General features: G+C 50.5%; 26 protein-coding genes and 2 tRNA genes. 12 read left to right on the plus strand and 16 right to left on the minus strand.

What is annotated here, in order from left to right:
* The 3 genes from OXN82_RS05515 to OXN82_RS05525 all read left to right on the plus strand — a co-directional run bounded on the left by OXN82_RS05515 (position 1) and on the right by OXN82_RS05525 (position 1984).
* The gene (locus OXN82_RS05515; protein WP_013296124.1) at positions 1–732 is read left to right on the plus strand and encodes a DUF6544 family protein; all 732 of its coding nucleotides are present in this window, start codon (positions 1–3) and stop codon (positions 730–732) included.
* A gap of 74 nt (positions 733–806) precedes the next feature.
* Complete coding sequence (locus OXN82_RS05520; RefSeq protein ID WP_013296125.1) at positions 807–1538, plus strand: nitroreductase family protein; 732 nt, start codon at positions 807–809, stop codon at positions 1536–1538.
* Positions 1539–1540: 2 nt separating this feature from the next.
* Positions 1541–1984: a hypothetical protein gene (locus tag OXN82_RS05525; RefSeq protein ID WP_013296126.1), complete on the plus strand. Its 444-nt coding sequence runs from the start codon at positions 1541–1543 to the stop codon at positions 1982–1984.
* Between the two features lie 10 nt (positions 1985–1994).
* Here OXN82_RS05525 and OXN82_RS05530 read toward each other — a convergent pair whose 3' ends face one another.
* Positions 1995–2285, minus strand: coding sequence for a carboxymuconolactone decarboxylase family protein (locus OXN82_RS05530; RefSeq protein WP_013296127.1), 291 nt, complete (start codon positions 2283–2285; stop codon positions 1995–1997).
* Between the two features lie 33 nt (positions 2286–2318).
* A complete protein-coding gene (locus OXN82_RS05535) occupies positions 2319–2714 on the minus strand; it encodes a metal-dependent transcriptional regulator (RefSeq protein ID WP_013296128.1) in 396 nt (131 codons plus the stop codon).
* A 66-nt stretch (positions 2715–2780) separates the two neighbouring features.
* On the opposite strand from OXN82_RS05535, the gene OXN82_RS05540 reads away from it, so the two are divergent.
* Positions 2781–3080: a TIGR04076 family protein gene (locus tag OXN82_RS05540; protein WP_048901219.1), complete on the plus strand. Its 300-nt coding sequence runs from the start codon at positions 2781–2783 to the stop codon at positions 3078–3080.
* Between the two features lie 15 nt (positions 3081–3095).
* A complete protein-coding gene (locus OXN82_RS05545) occupies positions 3096–3431 on the plus strand; it encodes an Mth938-like domain-containing protein (RefSeq protein WP_010876571.1) in 336 nt (111 codons plus the stop codon).
* Here OXN82_RS05545 and OXN82_RS05550 read toward each other — a convergent pair.
* The 4 genes from OXN82_RS05550 to OXN82_RS05565 are packed head-to-tail and all read right to left on the minus strand — an operon-like array spanning position 3428 to position 9994.
* The gene (locus OXN82_RS05550; protein ID WP_010876572.1) at positions 3428–3994 is read right to left on the minus strand and encodes a M48 family metallopeptidase; all 567 of its coding nucleotides are present in this window, start codon (positions 3992–3994) and stop codon (positions 3428–3430) included. The genes OXN82_RS05545 and OXN82_RS05550 overlap by 4 nt on opposite strands.
* Positions 3995–3998: 4 nt before the next feature.
* Entirely contained in the window at positions 3999–7040 is a 3042-nt protein-coding gene (locus OXN82_RS05555) for an HsdR family type I site-specific deoxyribonuclease (protein ID WP_321210953.1), read from the minus strand.
* A 12-nt stretch (positions 7041–7052) separates the two neighbouring features.
* The gene (locus OXN82_RS05560; RefSeq protein ID WP_048901220.1) at positions 7053–8225 is read right to left on the minus strand and encodes a restriction endonuclease subunit S; all 1173 of its coding nucleotides are present in this window, start codon (positions 8223–8225) and stop codon (positions 7053–7055) included.
* Positions 8222–9994 carry an N-6 DNA methylase gene (locus tag OXN82_RS05565; RefSeq protein ID WP_048060928.1) on the minus strand — a complete coding sequence of 591 codons (1773 nt, stop codon included), beginning with the start codon at positions 9992–9994 and terminating at the stop codon, positions 8222–8224. The genes OXN82_RS05560 and OXN82_RS05565 overlap by 4 nt, the downstream gene beginning before the upstream one ends.
* Positions 9995–10224: 230 nt before the next feature.
* Between OXN82_RS05565 and ppcA the strand changes: the two genes are divergently transcribed.
* The 5 genes from ppcA (at position 10225) to OXN82_RS05590 (ending at position 14236) form a co-directional block, all read left to right on the plus strand.
* The gene (gene ppcA / locus OXN82_RS05570; RefSeq protein WP_321210954.1) at positions 10225–11676 is read left to right on the plus strand and encodes a phosphoenolpyruvate carboxylase; all 1452 of its coding nucleotides are present in this window, start codon (positions 10225–10227) and stop codon (positions 11674–11676) included.
* A 250-nt stretch (positions 11677–11926) separates the two neighbouring features.
* Complete coding sequence (gene heR / locus OXN82_RS05575; RefSeq protein WP_013296133.1) at positions 11927–12751, plus strand: heliorhodopsin HeR; 825 nt, start codon at positions 11927–11929, stop codon at positions 12749–12751.
* A gap of 124 nt (positions 12752–12875) precedes the next feature.
* Positions 12876–12947: transfer RNA gene (locus OXN82_RS05580), tRNA-Gln, on the plus strand.
* A gap of 67 nt (positions 12948–13014) precedes the next feature.
* Positions 13015–13086, plus strand: a tRNA-Gln gene (locus OXN82_RS05585).
* Between the two features lie 25 nt (positions 13087–13111).
* The gene (locus tag OXN82_RS05590; RefSeq protein WP_321210955.1) at positions 13112–14236 is read left to right on the plus strand and encodes an ATP-grasp domain-containing protein; all 1125 of its coding nucleotides are present in this window, start codon (positions 13112–13114) and stop codon (positions 14234–14236) included.
* A gap of 366 nt (positions 14237–14602) precedes the next feature.
* Here the strand turns inward: OXN82_RS05590 and OXN82_RS05595 are convergent, their stop codons facing one another.
* Positions 14603–14752: a hypothetical protein gene (locus OXN82_RS05595; RefSeq protein WP_013296136.1), complete on the minus strand. Its 150-nt coding sequence runs from the start codon at positions 14750–14752 to the stop codon at positions 14603–14605.
* Positions 14753–14765: 13 nt separating this feature from the next.
* Complete coding sequence (locus OXN82_RS05600) at positions 14766–15173, minus strand: DUF61 family protein (protein WP_010876580.1); 408 nt, start codon at positions 15171–15173, stop codon at positions 14766–14768.
* 58 nt (positions 15174–15231) lie between these two features.
* Here OXN82_RS05600 and OXN82_RS05605 point away from each other — a divergent pair, with 58 nt between their 5' ends.
* Both OXN82_RS05605 and OXN82_RS05610 read left to right on the plus strand, forming a co-directional pair.
* Positions 15232–15564 (plus strand): hypothetical protein, encoded by a 333-nt coding sequence (locus OXN82_RS05605; protein ID WP_013296138.1) that lies wholly within the window; start codon positions 15232–15234, stop codon positions 15562–15564.
* Between the two features lie 12 nt (positions 15565–15576).
* Complete coding sequence (locus OXN82_RS05610; RefSeq protein WP_321210956.1) at positions 15577–15999, plus strand: hypothetical protein; 423 nt, start codon at positions 15577–15579, stop codon at positions 15997–15999.
* Between the two features lie 217 nt (positions 16000–16216).
* On the opposite strand, the gene OXN82_RS05615 is transcribed toward OXN82_RS05610, so the two are convergent.
* The 8 genes from OXN82_RS05615 to OXN82_RS05650 are packed head-to-tail and all read right to left on the minus strand — an operon-like array spanning position 16217 to position 23023.
* The gene (locus tag OXN82_RS05615; RefSeq protein WP_048060931.1) at positions 16217–16600 is read right to left on the minus strand and encodes a DUF22 domain-containing protein; all 384 of its coding nucleotides are present in this window, start codon (positions 16598–16600) and stop codon (positions 16217–16219) included.
* Positions 16600–17241, minus strand: a complete 642-nt coding sequence (locus OXN82_RS05620) for a V-type ATP synthase subunit D (RefSeq protein WP_321210957.1) — start codon at positions 17239–17241, stop codon at positions 16600–16602. The genes OXN82_RS05615 and OXN82_RS05620 overlap by 1 nt, the downstream gene beginning before the upstream one ends.
* 33 nt (positions 17242–17274) lie before the next feature.
* Positions 17275–18666, minus strand: a complete 1392-nt coding sequence (locus tag OXN82_RS05625) for an ATP synthase subunit B (RefSeq protein WP_147671650.1) — start codon at positions 18664–18666, stop codon at positions 17275–17277.
* 2 nt (positions 18667–18668) lie between these two features.
* Positions 18669–20423 (minus strand): ATP synthase subunit A, encoded by a 1755-nt coding sequence (locus OXN82_RS05630; RefSeq protein WP_321210958.1) that lies wholly within the window; start codon positions 20421–20423, stop codon positions 18669–18671.
* On the minus strand, positions 20420–20740 hold the full coding sequence (locus OXN82_RS05635) for a V-type ATP synthase subunit F (protein ID WP_147671648.1): 321 nt from the start codon (positions 20738–20740) through the stop codon (positions 20420–20422). Before OXN82_RS05635 ends, OXN82_RS05630 begins: the two co-directional genes overlap by 4 nt.
* Positions 20737–21894, minus strand: a complete 1158-nt coding sequence (locus OXN82_RS05640) for a V-type ATP synthase subunit C (protein ID WP_147671647.1) — start codon at positions 21892–21894, stop codon at positions 20737–20739. Before OXN82_RS05640 ends, OXN82_RS05635 begins: the two co-directional genes overlap by 4 nt.
* 15 nt (positions 21895–21909) lie before the next feature.
* The gene (locus OXN82_RS05645) at positions 21910–22530 is read right to left on the minus strand and encodes a V-type proton ATPase subunit E (RefSeq protein ID WP_321210959.1); all 621 of its coding nucleotides are present in this window, start codon (positions 22528–22530) and stop codon (positions 21910–21912) included.
* Positions 22531–22534: 4 nt separating this feature from the next.
* Positions 22535–23023 carry an ATP synthase subunit K gene (locus tag OXN82_RS05650; RefSeq protein ID WP_013296144.1) on the minus strand — a complete coding sequence of 163 codons (489 nt, stop codon included), beginning with the start codon at positions 23021–23023 and terminating at the stop codon, positions 22535–22537.
* Between the last annotated feature and the right edge of the window lie 2 nt (positions 23024–23025).

A 23025-nucleotide genomic window follows, 5' to 3' on the forward strand; every position in this document is an offset into this window, starting at 1 on the left:
ATGCTAAGAAAAAGATTTGAAATGGAAGTTAGAGAAGAACTCAGAAAGGTTTATAATCTGAATGAGAGGGAACTACCAGGGTTACTTGCAGGATACCTTGAATCCTCCGGTCTCCCCCATGACCCTCAAAACCTCCTGATCAGGTGGGCTGACTCAAAAATAAGGAGAGGACCCCGCTGGATGAATGTGGACATGACCCAGATCAACACTCCAGCACCCTTCAGGAGCGTTTACATAAAGGGCCGTTTTTTAGGAATACCCCTTGAGGGCCTTGACATATATTCCGGAGGCCATGGAGAGATGACCATCAGGGCACTGAAATTTCTGAAGGTCGCAGAGGAGCGTGGAGATCCTATGGACGTGTCAGCCCTTGTAACTCTACTCTCAGAGGCCCCATTTCTCCCATCCCTATTCCTTGCAGAGTGTACGGAATGGTCACAGCTGGATGATGAAAGGGTTGAGGGTAGAATCAGGGACCATGGCATCACTGCCAGTGGTCTGTTCACCTTCGATGAGCATGGAAGGTTCCTGAAATTCTATACAGAGGACAGGTACTGTGTAGAGTTCAACATGGAGCAGCACCCCTGGAGTGTTGAGGTGCTATCATACAGGGATGCCGGGGGTTTTATCTATCCCGCGGAGTGCACAGCAACATGGCACCTCCCGGAGGGTGACCTGAAGTACTTCCATGGAAGGATCAGAGACGCAAAGTTCAACATAAGGACGCTTTAACTGTCCGGATCACTCCAGGATTGAAGAAAATTCAGGGCACTTTAAATATATTATGAAACATAGGAGATACTGTTATGAAAGAACTCTATCCATTCATTTTCAGAAGAAAGTCCACGAGAAAGTACAGGGGCCCTGCATCAGAGGATGAGCTCAGGGAAATTGAGGACCGCCTTGAGAAACTTGAACCCCTGCTGGAGGATGTTGATACCGAATTCAGGCTCCTGGAGAGGGATGATGTGAGGACCCGGATGCAGCAGCCGGCCCCCCACTATATAGCAGCCTTCTCAGATGGCTATGTGGGGAAGGTGAATGTGGGATTCATGCTCCAGCAGATGGACCTCAGAATCTCAGGCATGGGCCTCGGGAGCTGCTGGCAGGGGATCCCACGGCTGAGGGCTCATGTGAAGTCTGAACTTGATTTTGTCATACTCCTGGCCTTTGGTGCTGCAGCTGAACCCGTCCACAGGGAGCACTCCGAGTTCAGGAGGAAGCCCCTCAGTAAGATAACGGACATGGAGGGGATGGATGACGTCCTCGAGGCCGTGAGACTTGCACCCTCAGCTGTCAACAACCAGCCATGGTACTTCACCGGTGGAGATGGAAAGATCCATGCCTACTGCCAGGTGCAGAGCCCCCTCAAGAGGCGCCTTGTGGGGAGGTGGAACCCCATAGATATGGGGATAGCCCTTGCACACCTCAGGATCTCACTTGAATACCACGGGTACCGGTCTGAATTCAGAATCCTCGACGGGGTGGATGAACTTAAAAACTACAGCTACACCGGTACATTCATCTATGGGGACTGAAAATGGAGAATAAAGCTCTGGTGGAATTCCTGGGGGATAAGGAATTTAGAAACTCTGAGTTCGTGGCTGGCATTGTAGCCAACCTCGTCCTCCTCTACATCATAAACAGTGTGATGAACTGGGATATCTCCTTCATTGCAGATTCCTTCAGGGACCTTATACCATTATTAAATGCTGTGATAGGAGCCAATCTGGCTGCGAATGCCTGTTTCCTCATCTACGGGAGGCAGTGGTTCTGGACGTTCATGCAGATCATCCTGAGTGCACTGGGGTACCTTATGGTCTCATCCCTTTACAGTGTATTCCCCTTCACCTTCAGGAACATCTATGTGTTCTACTCTGTCAGATTCGCCCTCCTTGTTGCAATGGTCGTCCTTGCGGTCGCCGTATTCCTTCATGGCCTCAAATTTGTGCTGAAGTTCGTCCTGAAGATTGACCTGGAATAGAATTCGGGAATCAGTCCCTGAATATGGCTGAGGCCGTGTTCATTGCAGAGCCGGCCCTTATCAGTGCCGCCACCGCCGCGGCCTCTGCCAGTTCCCCCTCTGTTATACCTGCCTCAAGGGCCTCCTCTGCGTGTCTCCGTGTGCATGCATCACACCTGACTGCAACCGAACATGCCACCGATATGAGAAGTTTCTCCCTCTCTGTGAGTTTACCCTCAGATCTAACTGCTTCCCTGAAGTTTTTGAATGATTCTGCAACTTCAGGTAGTTCCCCAAGAAATCTGTCTGCTCCTGTCTTCATGTTCCTTAAGCTGACATCATCACTTAAATACCTTCAGGGTATGGGTATGCCGTGGGGGCACCTTGCCGGGTTCCTCAGGTACCTCATGAGTGCCAGCTCTGTTTCCCTGAAGAGCTCGTGCTTCATGCGGGAGGCCTCCTCATAGGATGAGTCGAGGTCCATTCCAAGGACGTTGTGGAAGAAGCACTCCAGGATCATGTGCCTCCTCAGAACCATCTCTGCAATCTCCCTTCCCTCATCTGTGAGTTCAGCCCCCAGGTATGGGTGGTAGATGACAAGGCCCATTTCATGGAGTCTCTTGAGCATCTGGGTTACACTGGCTGGTCTGACGTTCATCCTTGATGACAGGTCAGAGGTTTTAACGATCCCGTGACTACTTAACCTGTATAATGTCTCGAGGTAGTTTTCCATGCTCCTTGTGAGTTCCATAAAGACACCAATTGAATATATATTCAAAACCTATTTAAGTTTTGTCATTTATATTCATGAAAGGTGATGGATGTGCTTGAGATACGCGTGCATGAGATAAGGGGTAAGTGCCCGGTGCACCGGGAGGGGGACCGGATAACAGTTGACGACCCTGAGATAGACCTTGAAAGGACAGACGCCCTCTGCACACACGCCCTATCCACGATCCTGCACTACACCACAATCCTTGAGAGGAACTGGTGTCCTGTGGAACTTGGACTCACAGTGGACGGCGACGAGGAGCACGCCTACATGCAGTGCGTGGACCCTGGCGAACCCTACACAGATGGCGGCACAGTCATATTCCAGGTTAGGGGACTCAGATAAGCTGGAAGGGAAACCATGTTCTCAGACTGCAGATTCGGCTCCGTGACCTACAGGGGACGTGAATACAGATCAGACATCGTGGTGCACGTTGATGGGAGTGTGACACCAAGGAGGAAGGAGATATCAAGGAGGAAATACGGGACATCCCATGTCATGGCAGAGGAGGAACTTGAGGAACTCCTGGAAGAGAAACCTGAATCCATAATCATAGGCTCAGGGGTCCATGGAGCCCTTGAAACCGGGTTCAGATCAGATGCAACAGTTCTTCCCACCTGTGAGGCCATAAAGAGGTACAATGAGGAGAGGAGTGCCGGTAGGAGGGTTGCGGCCATAATACATGTGACCTGCTAATCGACAAGGCCCTCCATGTAAAGCCGGGCCCAGTAGTACCTCAGCATCCTCCTCCTTTCGGTGCAGTCCGGCATCTCAGATTCGAGGATACCCCAGAACCTCGGGCTGTGATTCATCTCCCGGAGGTGGGCCAGTTCATGGAGCACCACGTACTCCACCATCCTGTCCGGGAGATGGGAGAGGAGGGTGTTGAAGCTCAGATTGCCCCTGGAGCTGCAGCTACCCCAGCGGGACCTCATCCTCCTGAAACGGACCCTCCCATATTCGACGCCCAGGACATCAGAGTAATGGTCCAGGAATCCGCTGACCAGTGATCTCAGTTCCTTATCCCGCCGGTACTCCAGTTCCATGTCAGATGCCCTCTCAAGCATCTCATGGAACTCATGGATCTTCCTCTGGATCCAGTCACTCCTGGATGATAGAACCTCCATGGGGTCCCCGGTGAAATCTGCGGGGAGTATCAGGCGCAGGCTGTCGAATCTCAGCTCAATCCTCGGGTTCTTAACCCTCCTGTATATGACCTCACATCTGACCTCCAGGTCCCCGGCCATGAATCTGTCCATTTTATCACTGATACCTCTCAAATATTTTCATAAGATCTTCCTGTGCTTCATCGGCGATCTGCCTTCTTTTGGGCGCATCCTTCGGGAGGTTCCTCAGGAGGAAAACCCTTATGATTCTCATAACATTCCTCTTAACGCTCTCCTGGGACGTCCATCCAGGGAATATGTTCCCATCAACCTCCTCTGTAAGGGCAACAGCATATTCCTTCAGTTTATCCTCTGGTATACCTCTACCCCTGAGGGTCATCAGGACCGCGAACTCCTTCTCGTCAAGACCGAGCTCCTTCATTCTGCGCTCCTCCTTCCAGATCTCTCTTATGATGGCAGCGCCCTCCCTGTAGAGTTCCTCGTAGTCCATGGTTTTCTCCCTCCACTGTTCCAGGAGGCGTTCAACCTTTTCAGCCACCGATTCATAGATGGGGTTCCTTGTGCCATTCCTGAGGACATATGAGTTGAGTGTGTAGACTGTTAAGGCAGCCTTATCCCTTATATCCCTGACCTTCCTGAGGTTTTCAAAGTAATCGGAGTCAAATTCTATTACCGGGAGTTTACTTTCTATTTCCCTGAACTCTGTGGTCCTGTGGATGTATTTGAGGGTTTTCTGGTAATACCTTTCAGTTTCGGCTTCAACTGATGGTTTCCTTGATACGACTCTCTGATAGTATGTGTAGATGACCGTGAGCCACCTGTAATCCTTGAGGCCATGCCTTATGAAGGGCTGGTCAGAGAGCAGCTCGAAGAGCCTTCTGAGTTCACGGTAATTCTCTGTGAATTTCTTTTCGAGTTCTTCATCAGAGGTTATGAGTTCAACCGCGTCGGAGAGGACCTCAATATCCATCCCATCCCATTCAAGGTCGCTGAAGATCCTGAGGGTCTCCCTGAGTAGCTCCTCGTATTCCCTCTTCATGGATTCCATATCGTATACTGCGCCCTCATACTCCTCCTTACTGTAGAGCTCAAATGCGCGCCTCAGTTCCGCCCCCATGACTCCAATGTAATCTATTATGAGGCCTGCCTCCTTGACGTCCCTGTAGGGTCTGTTTGTTCTTGCAACTGCCTGCAGCAGTCTGTGTTCCTTCAGTGGCTTGTCGAGGTACATGGTCTGGAGTATGGGTGCGTCGAATCCTGTGAGGAGCATATCCGTCACTATGAGTATCCGGGGGTTCCTATCAGGGTCCCTGAACCTTTCCAGTACCAGGTTTTTAATCTCATGGTGGTTCCTGCCATGGTATTTATCCATGAGTTCCTCATCATAGGCCCTTATTATCTCCTCGTCCCGTGGAGTGTAGGTCATTACGATCTCAGAGTACTCTGGTGGGAGGTGCCTGTCGAGTTCCCTCTTGTAGAGGACGCATGCCCTTCTGCTTGGAGCCACAACCATGGCCTTGAATCTTCCATCGATGTTCTCTTTGAAGTGTTTCGCGATGTCCTCTGCTATTAGCTCTATCCTGCGAGGGTTCTCGAGGATGGTTTTTATGGTGTCCAGTTTCCTTTTAACAGATTCCTCAACGTCCTTCCTTATGGATTCTGGCAGTTCCTCGAATTCCACACCGATGAATGCCTCCAGGTGCTTCCTGTCAAGGTGGACGTCACCTGCGAGTCTCGGCTGATAGGTTATCTTCACGGTGAAGCCGTCCCTTATGGAGTCTGTTATGAAGTACTGGTGGATGTATTTCTCTTCGGGGGGGTATGCGAACCTATCATAGGTGTCGCGTTCCCTCTTTGATATGGGTGTTCCTGTGAAGCCGAAGAAGAACGCTGATCTCAGCATGTCCTTCATCTGGGCTGCCAGGAGGCCATACTGACTCCTGTGGGCCTCATCAATGAAGACTATGACGTTCTTCCTGTCCATTATGGTTTCTCCTCCATGTTCCCTGAGTTCGGCTGTTATATCATCAAGTTTGTCTGTGAATTTCTGTATGAGTGTTATGAAGAGGCCCCTCTTTCCCCGGTAGTCATCGCTGGCTATTGTTCTCTTTAATTCTGCTATGGATTCTATTCTCTCAGGCTGGTGGATTTCCAGTGCCGCGAGTTCTGCGTATAACTGTTCCTCAAGTTCTCTGCGGTCCACTATGAAGAATACTGTTGGGTTCTCCAGTTCCTTCATCCTGTAGAGTTTACTGGCCGCGAATATCATTGTCAGGGTTTTGCCTGATCCCTGCCAGTGCCATATAAGGCCCCTGTTCCTTTTATCTTCTCCCCTGATGTTCCTCAGGACCCTTTCAACTATCCTCTCAGCTGCATGGTACTGCATGTGCCTTGCTATTACCTTGGTTGTTGATCCGAATTCTGTCCTTATGTAGATGTAGTTCCTGATGAAGTCGAGCACCCGTTCTGGTCTGAGGAGTGGGAGTATATCTGCGGCAGGGAGTCCTGTATGGTGCTCATGGTCCTGTTTTCTGGATTGTGGAGGGAGTTTACCATCCGTCTCATTCCACTCGAAGGTGGGGACCTCATCAAGCCAGGGAACTACCGGGAAGTACCTTGCAAAGTCTTCAGCAGCGACACCCATCTGTACGTATTTGTAGAGTTCCGGTACTGTCTTCTCATAGTCCTTTATCTGCCGGTAGGCGTCCGCCCATGTCTCTGACATCCCCACGGGGTTTTTGAGTTCTATGTTCACGAGGGGGATGCCGTTGATGAAGAGCATTATGTCTGTCCTTATGGTCTGGTCACCGCGACGGAATACGACCTGCCTTGATGCTGTGAATGAGTTGTGGCCCGGGGTATCGTGGTCAAGGATTTTGACCTTCCTGGGTTCCCCTGTTGTGGCAGATTTTATGTAAACGCCATTTTTAAGGTATTCAAGTATCGATTTGCATCCCTCAATGCTTGCTGCTTTACCCCGGAGCTCCTGGATGACCTGCTGTATATCATCATCCTCTATATACTGGTTGATCCTTCTTATGGAGTCTATCAGCTCAGATTCTATGAGGGGGTTTTCAGGGTCATCCCTCCCAAGTTCGGCGGCCGGTATATCATTCCAGCCCATTCCCCTCAGTTCCTTCATGAAGTAGTCTTCAAGGGCCTCCTCATTTAATTTCATGTTCTATCCCCCCTATGATGTTATTCTGACCCTCCTTTTACCTGTCAGGAGGTCGTTCATGAGCCCCCTCTTTATATTTTCAAGTTTAACCTTCCTCTCCGTGAGGAGCTCGAGCCTTCTGTCCACATCCTGGAGTATCTCTGAAATCCTTTTCTGCTCCTCAAGAGGGGGAAGAGGGACTTTAAAGTTATTGATGAATGTTTGAGTTATAATAGGGTGAGTTGTCTTTGTTGCAAATCTTTTAAGATCTTTAAATTTAATTAAATAAAACATGAAATGCACATTGACACGCTTTGAATCATAGGATTCAGTATAAATAGCATTATCACTGACCCAAACACATCCTTTTGAGAGGTGGACCTCGCCAGAGGATCCCACTCTCCCAAATATCAGTGCCTTATCCTTAGTTTTCAAATAATTGGAAGTTAATCCCATTTTTCCATTAGCACCATATATTGGTATTTCTCCCTCATTCAAAACAGGGGGCCTTTTTCCATTTTTAAAAGTGAATAAATCACCTAACTTAACAACATCCCAATCCACAGGAATCCTGCCAACAGGGGAATCCTTAAATTCCGTATGGTTGATGCCCTCCATCAGAAGCCTCTGCATGAGACCCCTCTTAAGTTTCTCTGTAACCCCTATCTCCTTATTAACCTTCTCTATCGCACCATCAACATCCTGGAGTATCTCTGAAATCCTTTTCTGCTCCTCAAGAGGAGGAAGAGCCATCCTAAATTTACTAATTGCTTTCCACGATGTCCTTGGATGGTTAGTTCCTGAAGTCGTAGATACTGCTCTTTGAATAAATTGATTTGTATGAATAAAATAGATAAGAAATTCAGGAATTATCCTATCGGAGGGTGTTAAGACTATTAAATCCGTTGAACAAATTCCATTTATATCCGCTAATACTGCTTTATCGAGATACGGTCTCAGTTTACCATATAAAATATCTCCAGTGTAAAATCTGTACTTTGTACTGCGGATACCTTCATCAGACACATATTCACAAAGTTTAGTTTCTCCAGATCTTATATGTTCTAACCCAACAAAATTATTTTTACCTTCCCCCGCGGGTTGAATGGACTCTCTTCTCTGATCCACAACCTCACCCAAACTGACAACATCCCAATCCACAGGAATCCTGCCAACAGGAGAATCCTTGAATTCCACAGTATTCACATTTTCACCCCCATATACCCAAGTTCATCCAGGTAACCCCTTATCCTCTCATCAACTTCGGCGAGTTCCTCCTCGATCTCGGAGAGGCGCATCCACTCACCTGCCACATCAATATCCTCGAGCTCCTCCTCAGGGAATGCGTAGAGCGGCACGTTCAGATTATAATCATTCTCACGGATCTCATCAAGGTCGACAACCCTTGAGAATCCATCATCACCCTGGAACTCCCTGTAGGCCTCAAGTATCCTCTCAATGTTCCCGTCAGATAGGATGTTCAGCTTCCTGACCTCAGGGTGCTTCTCATACTCCTCACCTGCATTGATGAAGAGGACCTTACCCCTCCTTTCCTCATCCTTATCCTTGTTGAGGATTATTATTGCCCCCGGGGCACCTGTATTGTAGAATAATTTTTCAGGGAGAAGTATAACCGCCTCTATGAGGTCGTCCTCCAGTACAGCTGACCTTATACTCTTCTCACGGCCACCCCGGAAGAGGCAACCATTATCTATAACCACACCTATCCTCCCGTCATCCTTGGCAGAGGCTATCATGTGCTGTATCCATGCCCAGTCAGCGGACTGCTTGTTCACAAATCCGTACCTGAATCTCTCCCTCCAGTAATCTCCCTTCTTGAGGGTGTCCTCACCGTAACCATCCTGGTTCCATGGTGGGTTGGCTATCACTACGTCGAACCTCATGATCCCGTCTGATTCCTTGAATTTGGGGTAGAGGAGTGTGTCACCATGGGCTATGTGGTGGTCCTTTATGTCATGTATGTACATGTTCATTGATCCTAAGGCCATTGTCTTCCTGTTGACCTCCTGTCCGTAGAGGAAGAGCCTTTCGGCCTCACCATAGGTCTCCTTAACGTACTTGTGGGATATTATGAGCATGCCATTGGACGCTGATGCCGGGTCGTAGACGCTTTCGCCGGGTTTTGGGTCGAGTATCTCGACCAGTAGCCTTATAACCTCCCTGGGTGTGTAGACCTCGCCCTCCTTGGCCTTGGTTGGGGCGAAGTATCTCAGTATCCATTCATAGGCGTCTCCAAGGATGTCGGGGTCAACGTTTGTGAGTTTCTTCTCACTGAATAGTTCAACGAGCTGCCTGAGTATCTCCCGGTTCTCCTGGCTCTGTGTGAACTCCACGAAGTCAAAGGCGTCCACCACGTCCTTGAAGGCGGGGTTGAGTTCTGCGAGGTTCTTGAGGGCCCCTGCAAATTTTATGGGCAGGTTCTCAACGTCCTTCCTTATGTTGTCCCAGAGGTACTCCTCCTTTATGTCAAGGTCATGGTATGCACTGTTACGTGCCTCAAGCCTCGCCTCCTCCTCACTGAGGCCATACTCCTTTATGGCATCCTCATATGCCTTCTGGTATTCCATCATCCACTTGTCACTCATCTGTTTCATGAACAGGAGGACCAGGATGAACTTGTAGTCGACCCTTGTCCTTATGAGGTCTGCTGCCCCCTTGAGTATCCTCTCTATGTCTGCACGGCCAAGTTTATCGTCCTTGAGGGTGAGGTAATCCTGTATGATCTCTGATTTGGGTCTGAGCATGTAGATCCTTCTTCTCTCATCATCGGGATCCTTTCTTGTCTCTATCCATCCCTTCTTCCTCATCTCGGATATTGCAGCTGAAAGGGACTTTTCATCAATTAGATGTTCCTTTCCAAGTATTTCAAGGGCCTCGGTGCTCCTGAATTCCCGGTCCTCAAATTTATCCCAGAGGAGGTCATATTTTTCTTCAAGCCATTTTGGTAGTTTCATATTATCACCTTCAGTTAAGGTGGCAGTCCTGCCTGCAATGATCCCGGTCCAGATTATACAAGCTAATTGACTTACCACTTGTATAATTTATACCTTTTAATATAAATATCTTTGTGCGGTATGGCGCTGTAAACCCATTACATAGCATGTCATTTCAAGGTCCAGGTTCATTATCCTCATCATCATCCTTATATTCCAGTCCACAGAAATATCACCCCGGAGTGTTAAACATGAAGGTTCCAAGATGCATGAGTACACAGCATCCAGACAACGTTAACCCGCCGTTCTTTGCAGAAGAACCTGAACTGGGTGGTGAAGACGAGATAAGGGAGGCATACTACGTCTTCTCACACCTGGGATGTGACGAACAGATGTGGGACTGCGAGGGCAAGGAAGTGGACAACTACGTTGTAAAGAAACTCCTCACAAAGTACCAGGCCTTCTTCAGGGACCATGTCCTGGGTGAGGATCTGAGGCTCACCCTCAGGGTGCCCAACCCCACAGTTGAGAGGGCCGAGGCAAAGATACTCCTTGAGACCCTTGAGAGCATACCCAGATCCTATGACACCGCAAGCCTCTTCTACGGGATGGACGCAGCCCCGGTCTTCGAGGTCATCCTCCCCATGACCTCATCAAGCAGCTGCCTCAACCGGATCCACAGCTACTACCTGGACTTTGTGAAGGGTAAGGAGAGGCTGCAGCTCGCAGATGGTGTGACCGTCAAGGAGTGGATAGGTGAATTCCGGCCCGACGAGATCAACGTTATCCCCCTCTTCGAGGACCATGAGGGGATGCTGAACGCCGCCAAGATCACAGGCGAGTACCTTGATGGTAAGGATATCCCGGAGCAGAGGGTCTTCCTTGCAAGGTCAGACCCCGCCATGAACTACGGTATGATATCAGCCACACTCCTCAACAGGATAGCCCTCTCAGACTTCCGGGACCTTGAGGAAGAGTCAGGAGTTAAACTCTACCCCATAATAGGTATGGGCTCAGCTCCCTTCAGGGGTAACCTCCGCCCCGATAATGTGGAGGACGTTACCTGGGAGTACCGTGGCGCCTACACCTTCACTGTCCAGTCATCCTTCAAGTACGACCATGAACCATCAGATGTCATCAGGGGCATAAAGAAACTCAGGTCTGTTAAACCGGGCAGGGCAGCTGAAATCGAGCGTGAAAGTGTCCTGGAGATAATTTCAGCCTACTGCAGGGAGTACAGGAGGCAGGTCATGGACCTCGTGGACATCATAAACAGGGTTGCGAGGTACGTGCCCGGCAGGAGGAAGAGGAAGCTCCACATCGGACTCTTCGGATACTCCAGGAGCATGGGAAACGTTTCACTCCCAAGGGCAATAACCTTCACAGCGGCCCTCTACTCGCTGGGGGTTCCCCCGGAGCTGCTCGGGTTCAACGCGCTATCATCAGGTGACCTTGAATTCATTGAGGAGGTCTACCCGGGTCTTGGAAGGGACCTCCATGACGCTGCAAGGTACGCCAACCCTGAATCACCATTCCTCAGCCCTGAGGTTAAATCATCCTTTGAGGAGTACCTTGAACCTGAGTATGATGAGGGACACATGAAGACCACAGAGGAGATCATAAGGGCCCTCAGAATCAACAGGACAGCCAACCTCCAGGAGCTCATCCTTGAGGCTGCAAGCCAGAGGAAGTTCCTCGGCTGAAACCCTCCACCATTTTTTGTGCTGAGCAGAGAGCTGCCCCCCATAAACTATTTTTTCAATTCTGAAAGCATCCATACACATCCACTGTAAGACCACCCGGCCTTCCCACGGGTTCTGGCATCAGTCTACCCACTGTTCCTGACGGACCCGCTGATATAGAATTCTGGCATCACCATCCCCACCCTTCCTTACTGACCTGTTGATACATTAAAATAGCTTCACTGACATAACAATAATGTGGGGGTGTTTTATGGACAACATTGAAAGAATTAAAATGATTGAGAAGTCCCCTATAAGTTTTGAGGGGCTGAGGAAGCTGAACATAGCGGCCGGGTCCCTGCACCTGATCCAGGGGCTTCTGATGGTTGCGCTGGGTTACCTGCTCACCTGGGACAGGGACATCTACACGTTCTACCTGAAGTTCAAGATACTCTCACTGAATCCGCCGTCATTCCAGGTCCTTCCCAGCCCTGAGGTGGCATTCACCGTGAGCTACCTCGGGGTGATCCTTGCATCCTTCCTCCTGATATCTGCGGTGGCCCACTTCACAATAGCCTTCCTCAGGAATGAGAGTTACGTTGAGAACCTGAAGAGGGGTATGAACCCCTACCGCTGGTACGAGTATGCTCTCTCAAGTTCAATAATGATAGTGATACTGGCCACCTTCGTGGGGGTCTGGGACCTCTGGTCACTTGTGATGATCTTCGTCCTCAACGCATCGATGATAATGTTCGGCTACCTGATGGAGAAGATCAACCAGTACACCGAGAAGATCGACTGGTCACCCTACCTCCTGGGGTGCATCTCCGGCTTCACCCCATGGGTGGTCATTGCAGCCTACTTCATCGCCGCCCTGGGCTCCGCCGAGACACAGCCACCGGACTTCGTCTACCTCACACTGCTCATCTACTTTGTGATGTTCAACACATTCTCCGTCAACATGCTGCTGCAGTACAGGGGTGTCGGTAAATGGAGGGACTACCTCTACGGTGAGAGGGTCTACATCATACTGAGCCTGGTTGCAAAGACCCTGCTGGCCTGGCTGGTGTTCATAGGGGTGTTCTCACCCTTCTAGTTCTATTTTTTAACCCCTTTTTCTGGAGGCATCTGGGGGTCAGCCACCACACTTTAAGAACCGCAAAGTATTTATAGGGGTTCCATGTAACCTTATCTTGCCGATATAAGCTCTTTTTAAGCATAGTCCCGTGGGGTAATGGCAATCCTGATGGACTCTGGATCCATCGATAGCGGTTCGACTCCGCTCGGGACTATCCCCCCATAACACCCCCTTTTATCGAAACCTATTTATGAAGAACATCACCACCTAATAACTGTTATAGTCCCGTGGGGTAGTGGTAATCCTGCTGGGCTTTGGACCCGGCGACAGCGGTTCGACTCCGCTCGGGACTATCAAACCACTGATTCTGTGTCCAAAATGGAGGAAATACTTGTAATAGGCGTCAACACCCGACCGGTGGTTGAATCAGCCTTCAGGTTAGGGTACAGGGTCTACTCTGCAGGTTACTACTGCACAGCAGACTTCAAGCACTACACCGAAAGAAGGTGCATACTGAGGGAGCGTAGCGGTGAAAGCTGCGGGAGATTCCATGAGAACTTCACTCAGGAGAAGCTCCTTGAAGCAGCCTCAGATTTCATAGAAAGGGCTGATGGTATAATCCCCCTCACAGGCGCACCCCCCATTCCAGGGAGGAAGGTCCTCGGTAACTCCAGGGTTGATCACGTGGAGGACAAGTACCGCCTCTACAGGAGGATCAGGAACTCATACCCCACACCCGAGACACACCTCATCAGTGACCCTGCCGAGGCAATGGAGATTGTAGCTGCAGGGGAGAAGAAATACATCGCAAAGCCGGTTTCCGGTGCTGGAGGCTTCGGTGTCACCGAGTTCCGCGAAGGTGATGGGGAGTTCCTCCTCCAAGAGTACATCGAGGGTGTCCCTGTGAGTGCCTCTGTTCTTTCAACCGGAGAGGAGGCCATCACGGTTCTGACGAGCAGGCAGATCATTGACAGGGGCGTCCCTGGATTTGAGGGGCAGTTCGTCTACGCCGGTAACATGACACCAGGGCCCTCAGGGGAGATTGAGGATCTTGCCAGTGACCTCATACTTGACCTCTCCCTGCGCGGATCCAACGGCGTCGACCTCATAATGAGGGACTCCGAGCTGTATGTCATAGAGGTCAACCCCAGGATACAGGGGACCTTTGAGTGTGCTGAAGCCTCCCTGGGGATAAACATGGTGGATGCCCATATCAGGGCATGCATGGGCGAGCTTATAGAAAAACCGGACCCGGTGAGGTATGCTGTTAAGAGGATACTCTATGCCCCGGCAAGGTGCCTGGTGGGTGAGATAAAAACCATGGGGGTCCATGACCTTCCGGTCCCGGGGGCCATAATTGAGGAGGGTGAACCCCTGCTGACCGTCCTGGCCTCCCATAACTCCATGGAGGCCGCTGAGAACCTTGCATCAACCATCTGCTCCAGGGTCAAGAAAGAACTCCATTACCTCCAATGCCCCACACCTCGACCACAGGGAGCATGAGAATATATTGTCAAGAAAGAACTCCATTACCTCCAATGCTGAGAACCTTCTGCTCCATTAAAGAACCCTACTTTAAGGGGACAAACTGCATATCCTAGGGTTAAGAAGAAGGTGGATTTAAGATACCTCTGGAGCAGATCCTTAAGGTATCTTCCATGAATTTGCAGCTGCTTATCCGGCTCTTGCAGTACCCATACTATCCAATGCCGCTTATATATCCCCCTGTTTTTCAGTGTCCATGTACTCTCCAGTGCCCATTTTCCCCTGATATGATCATCTCAGGTGACTGGATCTGGTGTCCTGCACTCAGAACCCTGTGCATGGAGATCCTCCGATAACATGAATCACCGCGGGACAGGGCGGGCATCAGATTATGCCAAGCAGTAGAAGTATCAGTATTATGGTACCTATCGTTATGAGCACTGTGCTCAGAATCATGCCACCTGTCATTAAAAGGAAAAGTTTGGCCCTCCTATCAGGGTCCTTAAGGTACTCCTTAAGCGGATCCCTGCTCATTCCATCAACCTCCTTAGAGCTCCCTCACAAGGAACATGTACTGTGTAACCGTTGGAAACCTCGCCCTCAGCACCCTCATCTCAGGTCTGTAGATGTAGATCTCATCACCCTCATCATCCCTCTCAAGGACCTCCGAGACCACCTTCACCTCAATATCACCGGCGATCCTTGCACCCGAGGTCTCAGATTCTATCTCGATGTATATCGGGAGCCTCAGCCTCCTTGCCTCATCCTCAGTCAGCATCCCCCTGAGGTCTTCAAGTTCAGCCCATTTGAACCTGTGCCTGGTGCCATCAGCCCCTGTAACATGGGGCCTGTCCTCCCTGAGGAGCTCCTCCAGGGTCTTCCTCCTTGAGGGGAGATGACGGTTGAGGTTAAAGATCTCCTTCTTCATCAGCCTGTCTGATCTGTCACCTCTCATCCTATTAGGCTATGTTTTATATTCTATAAAACATTAATATCTTAGTGGAGGGTGTACCTTGGATATCGATATCGAGCAGTGCCGGGAAAATGATAAGATAAAGGAGATAATAAGCGGCAGCGGACTCCCCATAAAGTATATAAAACTTCTTTTAAGGCTCTCGGACGGGATATACATAAACGGCGTCAACTACAATGTGAAGATAGAAGATGACATGGTCTCAGTCATCCTCATATCCTCCAAGCCCGAGAACAGGACAGGGGTTTTCAGGACAGGGGCCCTCACCAACATATTCTACCGTGTACGTGAAATGGAAAAGGAGCATGAGGAGATAAAGACCGAGACCCGGGCCAGTGGTAACCTCATAGAGTTAAGGATACATCTCCAGTAGGGGTGATGGTTGATGGATCCTGAGGACTATCACAGGATTCTCACCGAACTTGCAGACTTCCGGGACCTTGACACGTCCACGATAGCCTCCATAAGGAGTTCCCTGGTGGAACTGAAGGATAGAAGGGACCAACTCCTTGAGATCAGAAAGAACCTGAAGAGGGATATCAGGGGCGTTGAGAGATACTACCTTGAACGGATGACCGAGGTAAGGAATGATGTTGAGGAGCTGAGGGAGGGCTCATCAAGACTCAGAAGGATCATTTCAGGTAACCCCGCCACTGCCCAGGCCAGGGCCATGAAACAGCTGAAGATGAACCGTGAAGCACTGGTGGAAACCTACCGGGACCTCCTGGAGTACACAGAGGAACTCACCGAGCACATTGAGGACCTGATGATTGAACTCTATGAGGAAATGAAAGGCTTCCTGGGATAAACCATTTCTGGAAGAAAGGCCTCAGGATTCATGGGACTCTATCCAGAGAATGGAATTATCTGCACGGCCCAGTATACGAATGGTACGTTTAATACGACGAAATCTATTCCCTATGCCGAATCCGGATAAGTGTAGTGAAGTGAGAGAAAATCAGGGGTCACTCATCACATAAAACATTCTCTGAGCGTTGGAACTGGAGCAACTTTAAAAATAAATATTAGTGGGTTAATTCAACCGGTAGAATTATGAGGACACCCAGGAGGTCGTTCCTGCTGATTTTCCCGTCTGCAGCAGCTACGAAGGTTGCATGGTCTGCCTTACGGTCCATGCTTATGGGTAGGGGTGTCTCCTCCCCTGCAGCTATCGGATGACCCAGGGGGTTCGTGGCGTAGGCACACATGAAGACTATGTGGTTTGCCGGTATACTGACCTCCTTGATCTTAACCGGCTTTGCCTCGCCGGCCCTGACCTCAACGTCCTCGTCTGCAATGATGGCCCTGAGGTTCCCGTAGACCTCACCCATCCTGAAGTCCACGAGTTCCCTCCTGTATTTCTCCTCGGCCTCGCGGACCTGGCCGAGCCTTGTAAGTATTCTAACCATCACTCCATCTCCATGGATTTTTTGATCATCTTCAACCTGACAAAGTTCTCCCTCTCCATCTCCTCGAGCCTCATCTCAATGTACTTGACGGTGTTCTTGAGCCTCGGGATTATGATGTGCTCAAGGGCGTTGACCCTTCGCTTGGTTGATTCTATCTCACCGGCAAGGAGCCTTATGGTCTTCTCGATCTCACCGAGTTCTATTATGAGTGCCAAGGACTCCTCGAATTTCCTGGCTGCCTCGTCAAGTTTAACTGATGTGTCCACAAAGCCATAGCCACGCTCAACCACCGTCCTCCTGGTTGCACGGGCATCCACAACAGGGACCACGACACCCATTATGCTCCTTGAGTCTATGTCAACCTCCACTGACTCCCTCACTGACATGGCGGCCCTCTCAACTGCGGCATCACCCATGAGTACCTGGGCCTCTGTGAGGTCCATGAAGGCCTCCCTGAGGTGCTCCTCCACCTTTTCACGGGAACCCTTAACCCTCTCAAGGATGTTGAAGAACTCCATTATAAGGGCGTTCCTCTTCTCCTTGAGGAGACTGTAACCCTTAACAGCGAGTTTCTCCCGCTGCTTGAGTTTCAGGAGCTCCATCCTCGTTGGGTTGATCCCCTCAATCATTTCCTGTGCCATCTGCTACCTCTCCTGAAAAAATATGTTGGGTGTTTATTCTGCACCCGGGAGGTACTTGGGTATGTGCTCCTCGCGGACCCTCTTGAGTTCGGATCTTGGCAGGAGTGACAGGAGCTCCCAGCCAAGGTTGAGGGTCTCCTCTATGGAGCGGTCCTCATCACGTGCCTGGGTGATGAAGCGTTTCTCAAATTCATCGGCGAATTTGAGGAACTTCCTGTCCCTCTCTGTGAGGGCCTCCTCACCCACAACAGCCATGAGGTCCCTTAAATCACGACCCTCGGCGTAGGCACTGTAGAGCTGATCAGAGACACCACTGTGGTCCTCACGTGTCCTTCCCTCGCCGATACCGCCACTCATGAGCCTTGAAAGTGATGGCAGCACATCCACCGGTGGGTATATACCCTTACGGTGGAGGTCACGGCTAAGCACTATCTGGCCCTCTGTGATGTAACCTGTGAGGTCAGGTATCGGGTGGGTTATGTCGTCCTGTGGCATCACAAGTATTGGCATCTGGGTGATTGACCCCTCCTTGCCAACTATACGACCTGCCCTCTCATAGAGGCTTGCAAGGTCAGTGTACATGTAACCAGGGTACCCCCTTCGACCTGGGACCTCCTCCCTGGCAGCTGATATCTCCCTGAGGGCCTCACAGTAGTTTGTAAGGTCAGTGAGGATAACCAGCACGTGCATGTCGTGTTCAAAGGCGAAGTACTCTGCTGTTGTCAGAGCCATCCTCGGGGTGATGATACGCTCAATTGCAGGGTCGTCTGCAAGGTTCATGAATACTGTAACCCTTTCAAGGGCGCCTGTCCTCTCGAAGTCCCTCATGAAGTAGTTTGCCTCTTCGTGGGTGATACCCATCGCCGCGAAGATAACCGCAAATTCACTCTCCTCTGCAAGCACCTTTGCCTGCCTTGCGATCTGTGCAGCCAGCTCGTTGTGGGGAAGCCCTGAACCTGAGAATATCGGGAGTTTCTGACCCCTCACAAGGGTGTTCATCCCGTCGATTGTGGATATACCTGTCTGTATGAACTCCGCAGGGAACTCCCTTGCAGCGGGGTTCATTGGGCTACCGTTGATGTCGAGTTCCTTCTCAGGGATGATTTCAGGGCCGCCGTCTATTGGTTTCCCTGTACCGTCGAATATACGACCCATCATGTCAAGGGATACGCCGATCTTGGCTGTTTCACCTGTGAACCTTATCTTTGTGGTCTCTGTGTTGAGGTCACTTGTACCCTCAAAGACCTGGACGACCGCCAGGTCCTCCTTTACCTCAAGGACCTGTCCCCTTCTCTTCTCACCTGTGGGTGTTTCAATCTCCACTATCTCACTGTAGGCAACCCCTTCAACACCCTCAACAATCATCAGAGGCCCTGAAACCTCTGTGACGGTGGTGTATTCTCGGGTTTTGATGTTAACGTTCATCTTCACACCTCACCACATTCCTTGACGATCCTCTCCTGGATCTCCTTGATTCTTGCCGGGAATTCATCTTCGGGTATGTACTTCATACGCCCTATGTCCTCCTTGACCGGGAGGGCTATGATGTCCGCTGCTGGCGCACCCTTCTCAAGTGCTGCTGTTGCATTCTTGTGGAACATTATGATTGTCCTTAGCATCTCGAACTGCTTTGATGGTGAGCAGTATGTGTCAACCTCATGGTAGGCGTTCTGCTGGAGGAAGTCCTCCCTTATCATCCTTGTTGTCTCAAGGGTTATCCTCTCCCTGTCTGGAAGTGCGTCGGGTCCCACGAGCTGGACGATCTCCTGGAGTTCTGCCTCCTTCTGGAGGAGCGCCATTGCCTCGTCCCTTGTGGCCCTCCATTCAGGGTCAACGTTTTTGGCCCACCATTCCTCGACGCTGTCAACGTAGAGTGAGTAGCTCTGGAGCCAGTCAATGGATGGGAAGTGACGCTTGTCTGCAAGGGATGCGTCAAGTGCCCAGAAAACCTTACAGATCCTGAGTGTGTTCTGTGTGACAGGCTCTGAGAGGTCACCACCTGGTGGTGAAACCGCACCAACGACTGACACGGATGCAACCTTGTCCTCTGAACCCACGGTTGTAACCCTTCCTGCACGCTCATAGAACTGTGCGAGCCTGGATGCCAGGTACGCCGGGTATCCCTCTTCACCGGGCATCTCCTCGAGCCTTCCTGAGATCTCCCTCATGGCCTCTGCCCACCTTGAGGTGGAGTCAGCCATGAGCGCAACATCGTATCCCATGTCCCTGAAGTACTCTGCTATGGTTATACCCGTGTACACACAGGCCTCCCTTGCAGCCACAGGCATGTTTGATGTGTTTGCTATGAGAACAGTCCTGTCCATGAGGGGGTTACCTGTCTTTGGGTCCTCCAGTTCAGGGAATTCCTTAAGGACCTCTGTCATCTCGTTACCCCTTTCACCGCATCCAACGTAGACGATTATGTCTGCGTCGGCCCATTTTGCAAGCTGCTGCTGGGTAACGGTTTTACCTGACCCAAATGGCCCTGGTATTGCGGCTGTACCACCCTTGGCGACTGAGAAGAATGTGTCCTGTGCCCTCTGACCTGTTATGAGTGGCACGTCCGGGTCAAGTTTCTTCTTGTATGGCCGGCCCTTCCTCACAGGCCACTTCTGGAGCATCTGCACCTTAACGGTGCCCTTATCGGTTTCCACCTCTGCTATATCATCAAGGACCGTGTATTCGCCCTGGGGCACTATCTTTGTGAGTTTACCCTCAACGTTTGGTGGGATCATTATCCTGTGGGTTATTGAGGATGTCTCCTCCACCTCACCGATTATGTCCCCACCCTTAACCATCTGACCCTCCTGGGCCACTGGCTTGAAGGTCCACTTTTTATCCTTTGGGAGTGATGGTACATCCACTCCCCTTTCGATGTAGTCTCCGGTGAGTGCCTTGATGTCCTCGAGGGGCCTCTGTATCCCATCGAAGATTGAACCCAGTATTCCAGGTCCGAGTTCCACTGATAGAGGGCCGCCTGTTCTCTCAACGGTCTCCCCAGGTTTTATACCTGCTGTTTCCTCGTAGACCTGGATGGTTGCTGTGTCACCCTCAAGTTCAATGATTTCTCCTATGAGCTTGTCTTCACCCACCTTGACCATTTCGTACATCTGGGATCCTCTCATCCCCTCGGCGATGATAACAGGACCCGCTATTTTTATAATCCTTCCTTCCTGTGTCATTTTACCATCTCAACCCCAATAACTCTTTTAATAAGGTCCCTCAGTGGATCGGTTTCACGTTCTGAGGGCCCTGTTTTATCAGGTATCTCTATTATCATTGGCAGTGCGCTTGAACTTGTGGTTTCCTCAATAAATTCCCTCAGTTCATCCCCAATCTTTTCTGTGACGATTATTATGGAGAAGCCTTCGCCTATAAGGTTCCTTATGGTTTCCTCTGCCTCGTCAGGTGTCTCCACGACGTAACCTTCCCTGACGCCTCCGAGTCTGAACCCTGTCACGGTGTCCCTGTCACCGACCACTGCAATATTTGAACTCATACCAACATCTCCTTAACCATTGATTCAGGGAACCCGGGCTCCCTCTTGCTTCTTGCTATGACCTTGAGGTTTCGCACCTCGGTTTCCTTCCTGCTGAGGAATCCTATCATTGGTCCCACCCCGAAGGGCTTCTTGAGTGCGAAGTTCCTGGCCATCCTGTTGAGGTTGTCCTCAAGGACGCGCTCGAAGACCGCCACTGAACCTGTTGATGTGTACTCTGATAGTGCCTCTGACAGGATCTGCCCGTAGTCTGTCCCCTCAAGGCCGCTTATAACTCCACTGACGTCCTCTGCCTCCATGAGGTCCTTGAGCTTCCACTCCCTCAGCTGGTAGCCCTGGGGTACTATGTATGGGCTTATGTCATCGTAGCTGAGGCCGTCTGCCTTTGCACGGAGTATCATCCTGAGGTTGGCCACGTCCACCTGTGTACCGAAGTAGCTGTGCAGAATCTTCGTGTTGTCATCTGAGGGGCTTCCAACTGACCTTATGAGGTCCTCCAGGAATTTCCTGTCAAGGGCCGCCTCGATTGGGAGCAGCATACCTGTTTCCTGGTACTGGGAGAGTGCGTCCTCCAGTACCTCCGCATATTCTGTCCCCTCAAGGCCTGTTACGACCTCCTGAACACTTGAGGCATCCACCAGTCCCTCTATGACCTCGTAGATCTCCCCTGCAGGTACTATCAGGTTCACTGTCTCCTCAGCACTTAGACCAGCGTCCTTTGCTGTTATGAGGCTCTTTATGTTCCTTATATCCCACTTCCTGAGGTTTGCCCTGAAAGGATCCCTTATGGATGCGGGCGCTATCTTTGATACTGTCTCATAGGTCTCTGCAAGCTGACTTTCAAGTGCCTTCTCAATTGGGAAGCGGTCAACGTAGCCTGCATAGTCAGGGAGTCCTCTGAGGTAGTTTTTGAACTCCTCCATTGACTCTGTCTCAAGGATCTCTGAGAGCTGTTTCTCGTTTATCAGTCTCCCGATACGTGCCCTGACTCTGGCGTTGGGGTATGCAAAGGGGAATAAATCTAATATAGGCCTTATAGTTGCTATTACAACAATAGCACCTATAATTGCCCCTCCAAGGAGGAGTACGCCTATAAAAGATTCTATTGAAGGGAATCCAAGCGCTGTTACAATTGTTGTGATGCTGTCAGCCATCTGTTATCTCCCCTTTCATTGGAAAAGAACCCTGGCCACCTCTGAACGTAGAGCCTTTTTGAAGCGGGACATCCTGGCCTCTACTGTATTGTTAACCTCAACCAGTCCATCCTTTGTCCTTACCACTGCTCCTCCAATGGTCCTGATACTGTCTCCAACCTCCAGGGTTGTTTTTTTACCTGTCTCGGCTTCCACTTCAGCTGCGATTTTATCAAGGCCAAGGTCAAGGGAGTCATCACCCTCCTTCATGCTGACGGTGAGTTCTCCCCCTCCTATCTCAACCGCGGCCTCCTTTATCATTGCCTTCAGGGCACTGACGTATTCATCTGAGGATGCGGATGCCAGCTTTTCAAGTTCCTCCTCGGCCTTTCTGAAGGCCTCCTGTATTACCTCTTCCCTTGCCTCCAGCTCTGCACGCCTTGCGTTCATCTTGGCCTCTGAGATTATCTGCTGGTACCTCATATCGGCCTGTTTCCTGGCTGACTCCAGGATTCGTTCGCTGGCCATTCTGGCCCTTTTCTCACCTTCCTCTAGTATACCGGCGGCTTCCTTTTCAGCTTCCTGAATGATGGCGTCTGCCTTTGCCTGAGCCTCTGACATTATACTGGAGACAATTTTTTCGGCTCCGGAGCTCATCTAATTAGCCTCCTAGTATTCCGCCGAAGACCATGAGGAGTATGGCGATCAGGAACCCGTAAATAGCCTGTGTCTCTGAAAGGGCTGAGAATATGATACCCCTCGCAAACATATCAGGGTCCTCAACAACTGCACCAACTGATGATGCTGATGTTATACCCTGACCCATACCTGAACCCAGACCTGCGAATCCTATGGCTGCACCTGCACCCACAGCCACAAGTCCGGCTGTTACATCCAGGCCCTTTCCTCCTCCAAGGAGTCCTGAGAACACCAGGAGAAGTATGGCGATCAGGAACCCGTAAATAGCCTGTGTCTCTGGCAGGGCTGAGAATATGATACCCCTCGCAAACATGTCAGAGTCCTCTGCAACTGCACCCACACTTCCTGCGGCTGCTATACCCTGACCTAATCCTGATCCAAGACCTGCGAATCCTACTGCAACTCCAGCACCTATTGCTGCTAAAGCAGTTCCTAATGCTATTTCAACCATTC

This window comes from Methanothermobacter sp. DP, assembly GCF_026692625.1.
Classification (GTDB): domain Archaea; phylum Methanobacteriota; class Methanobacteria; order Methanobacteriales; family Methanothermobacteraceae; genus Methanothermobacter; species Methanothermobacter marburgensis.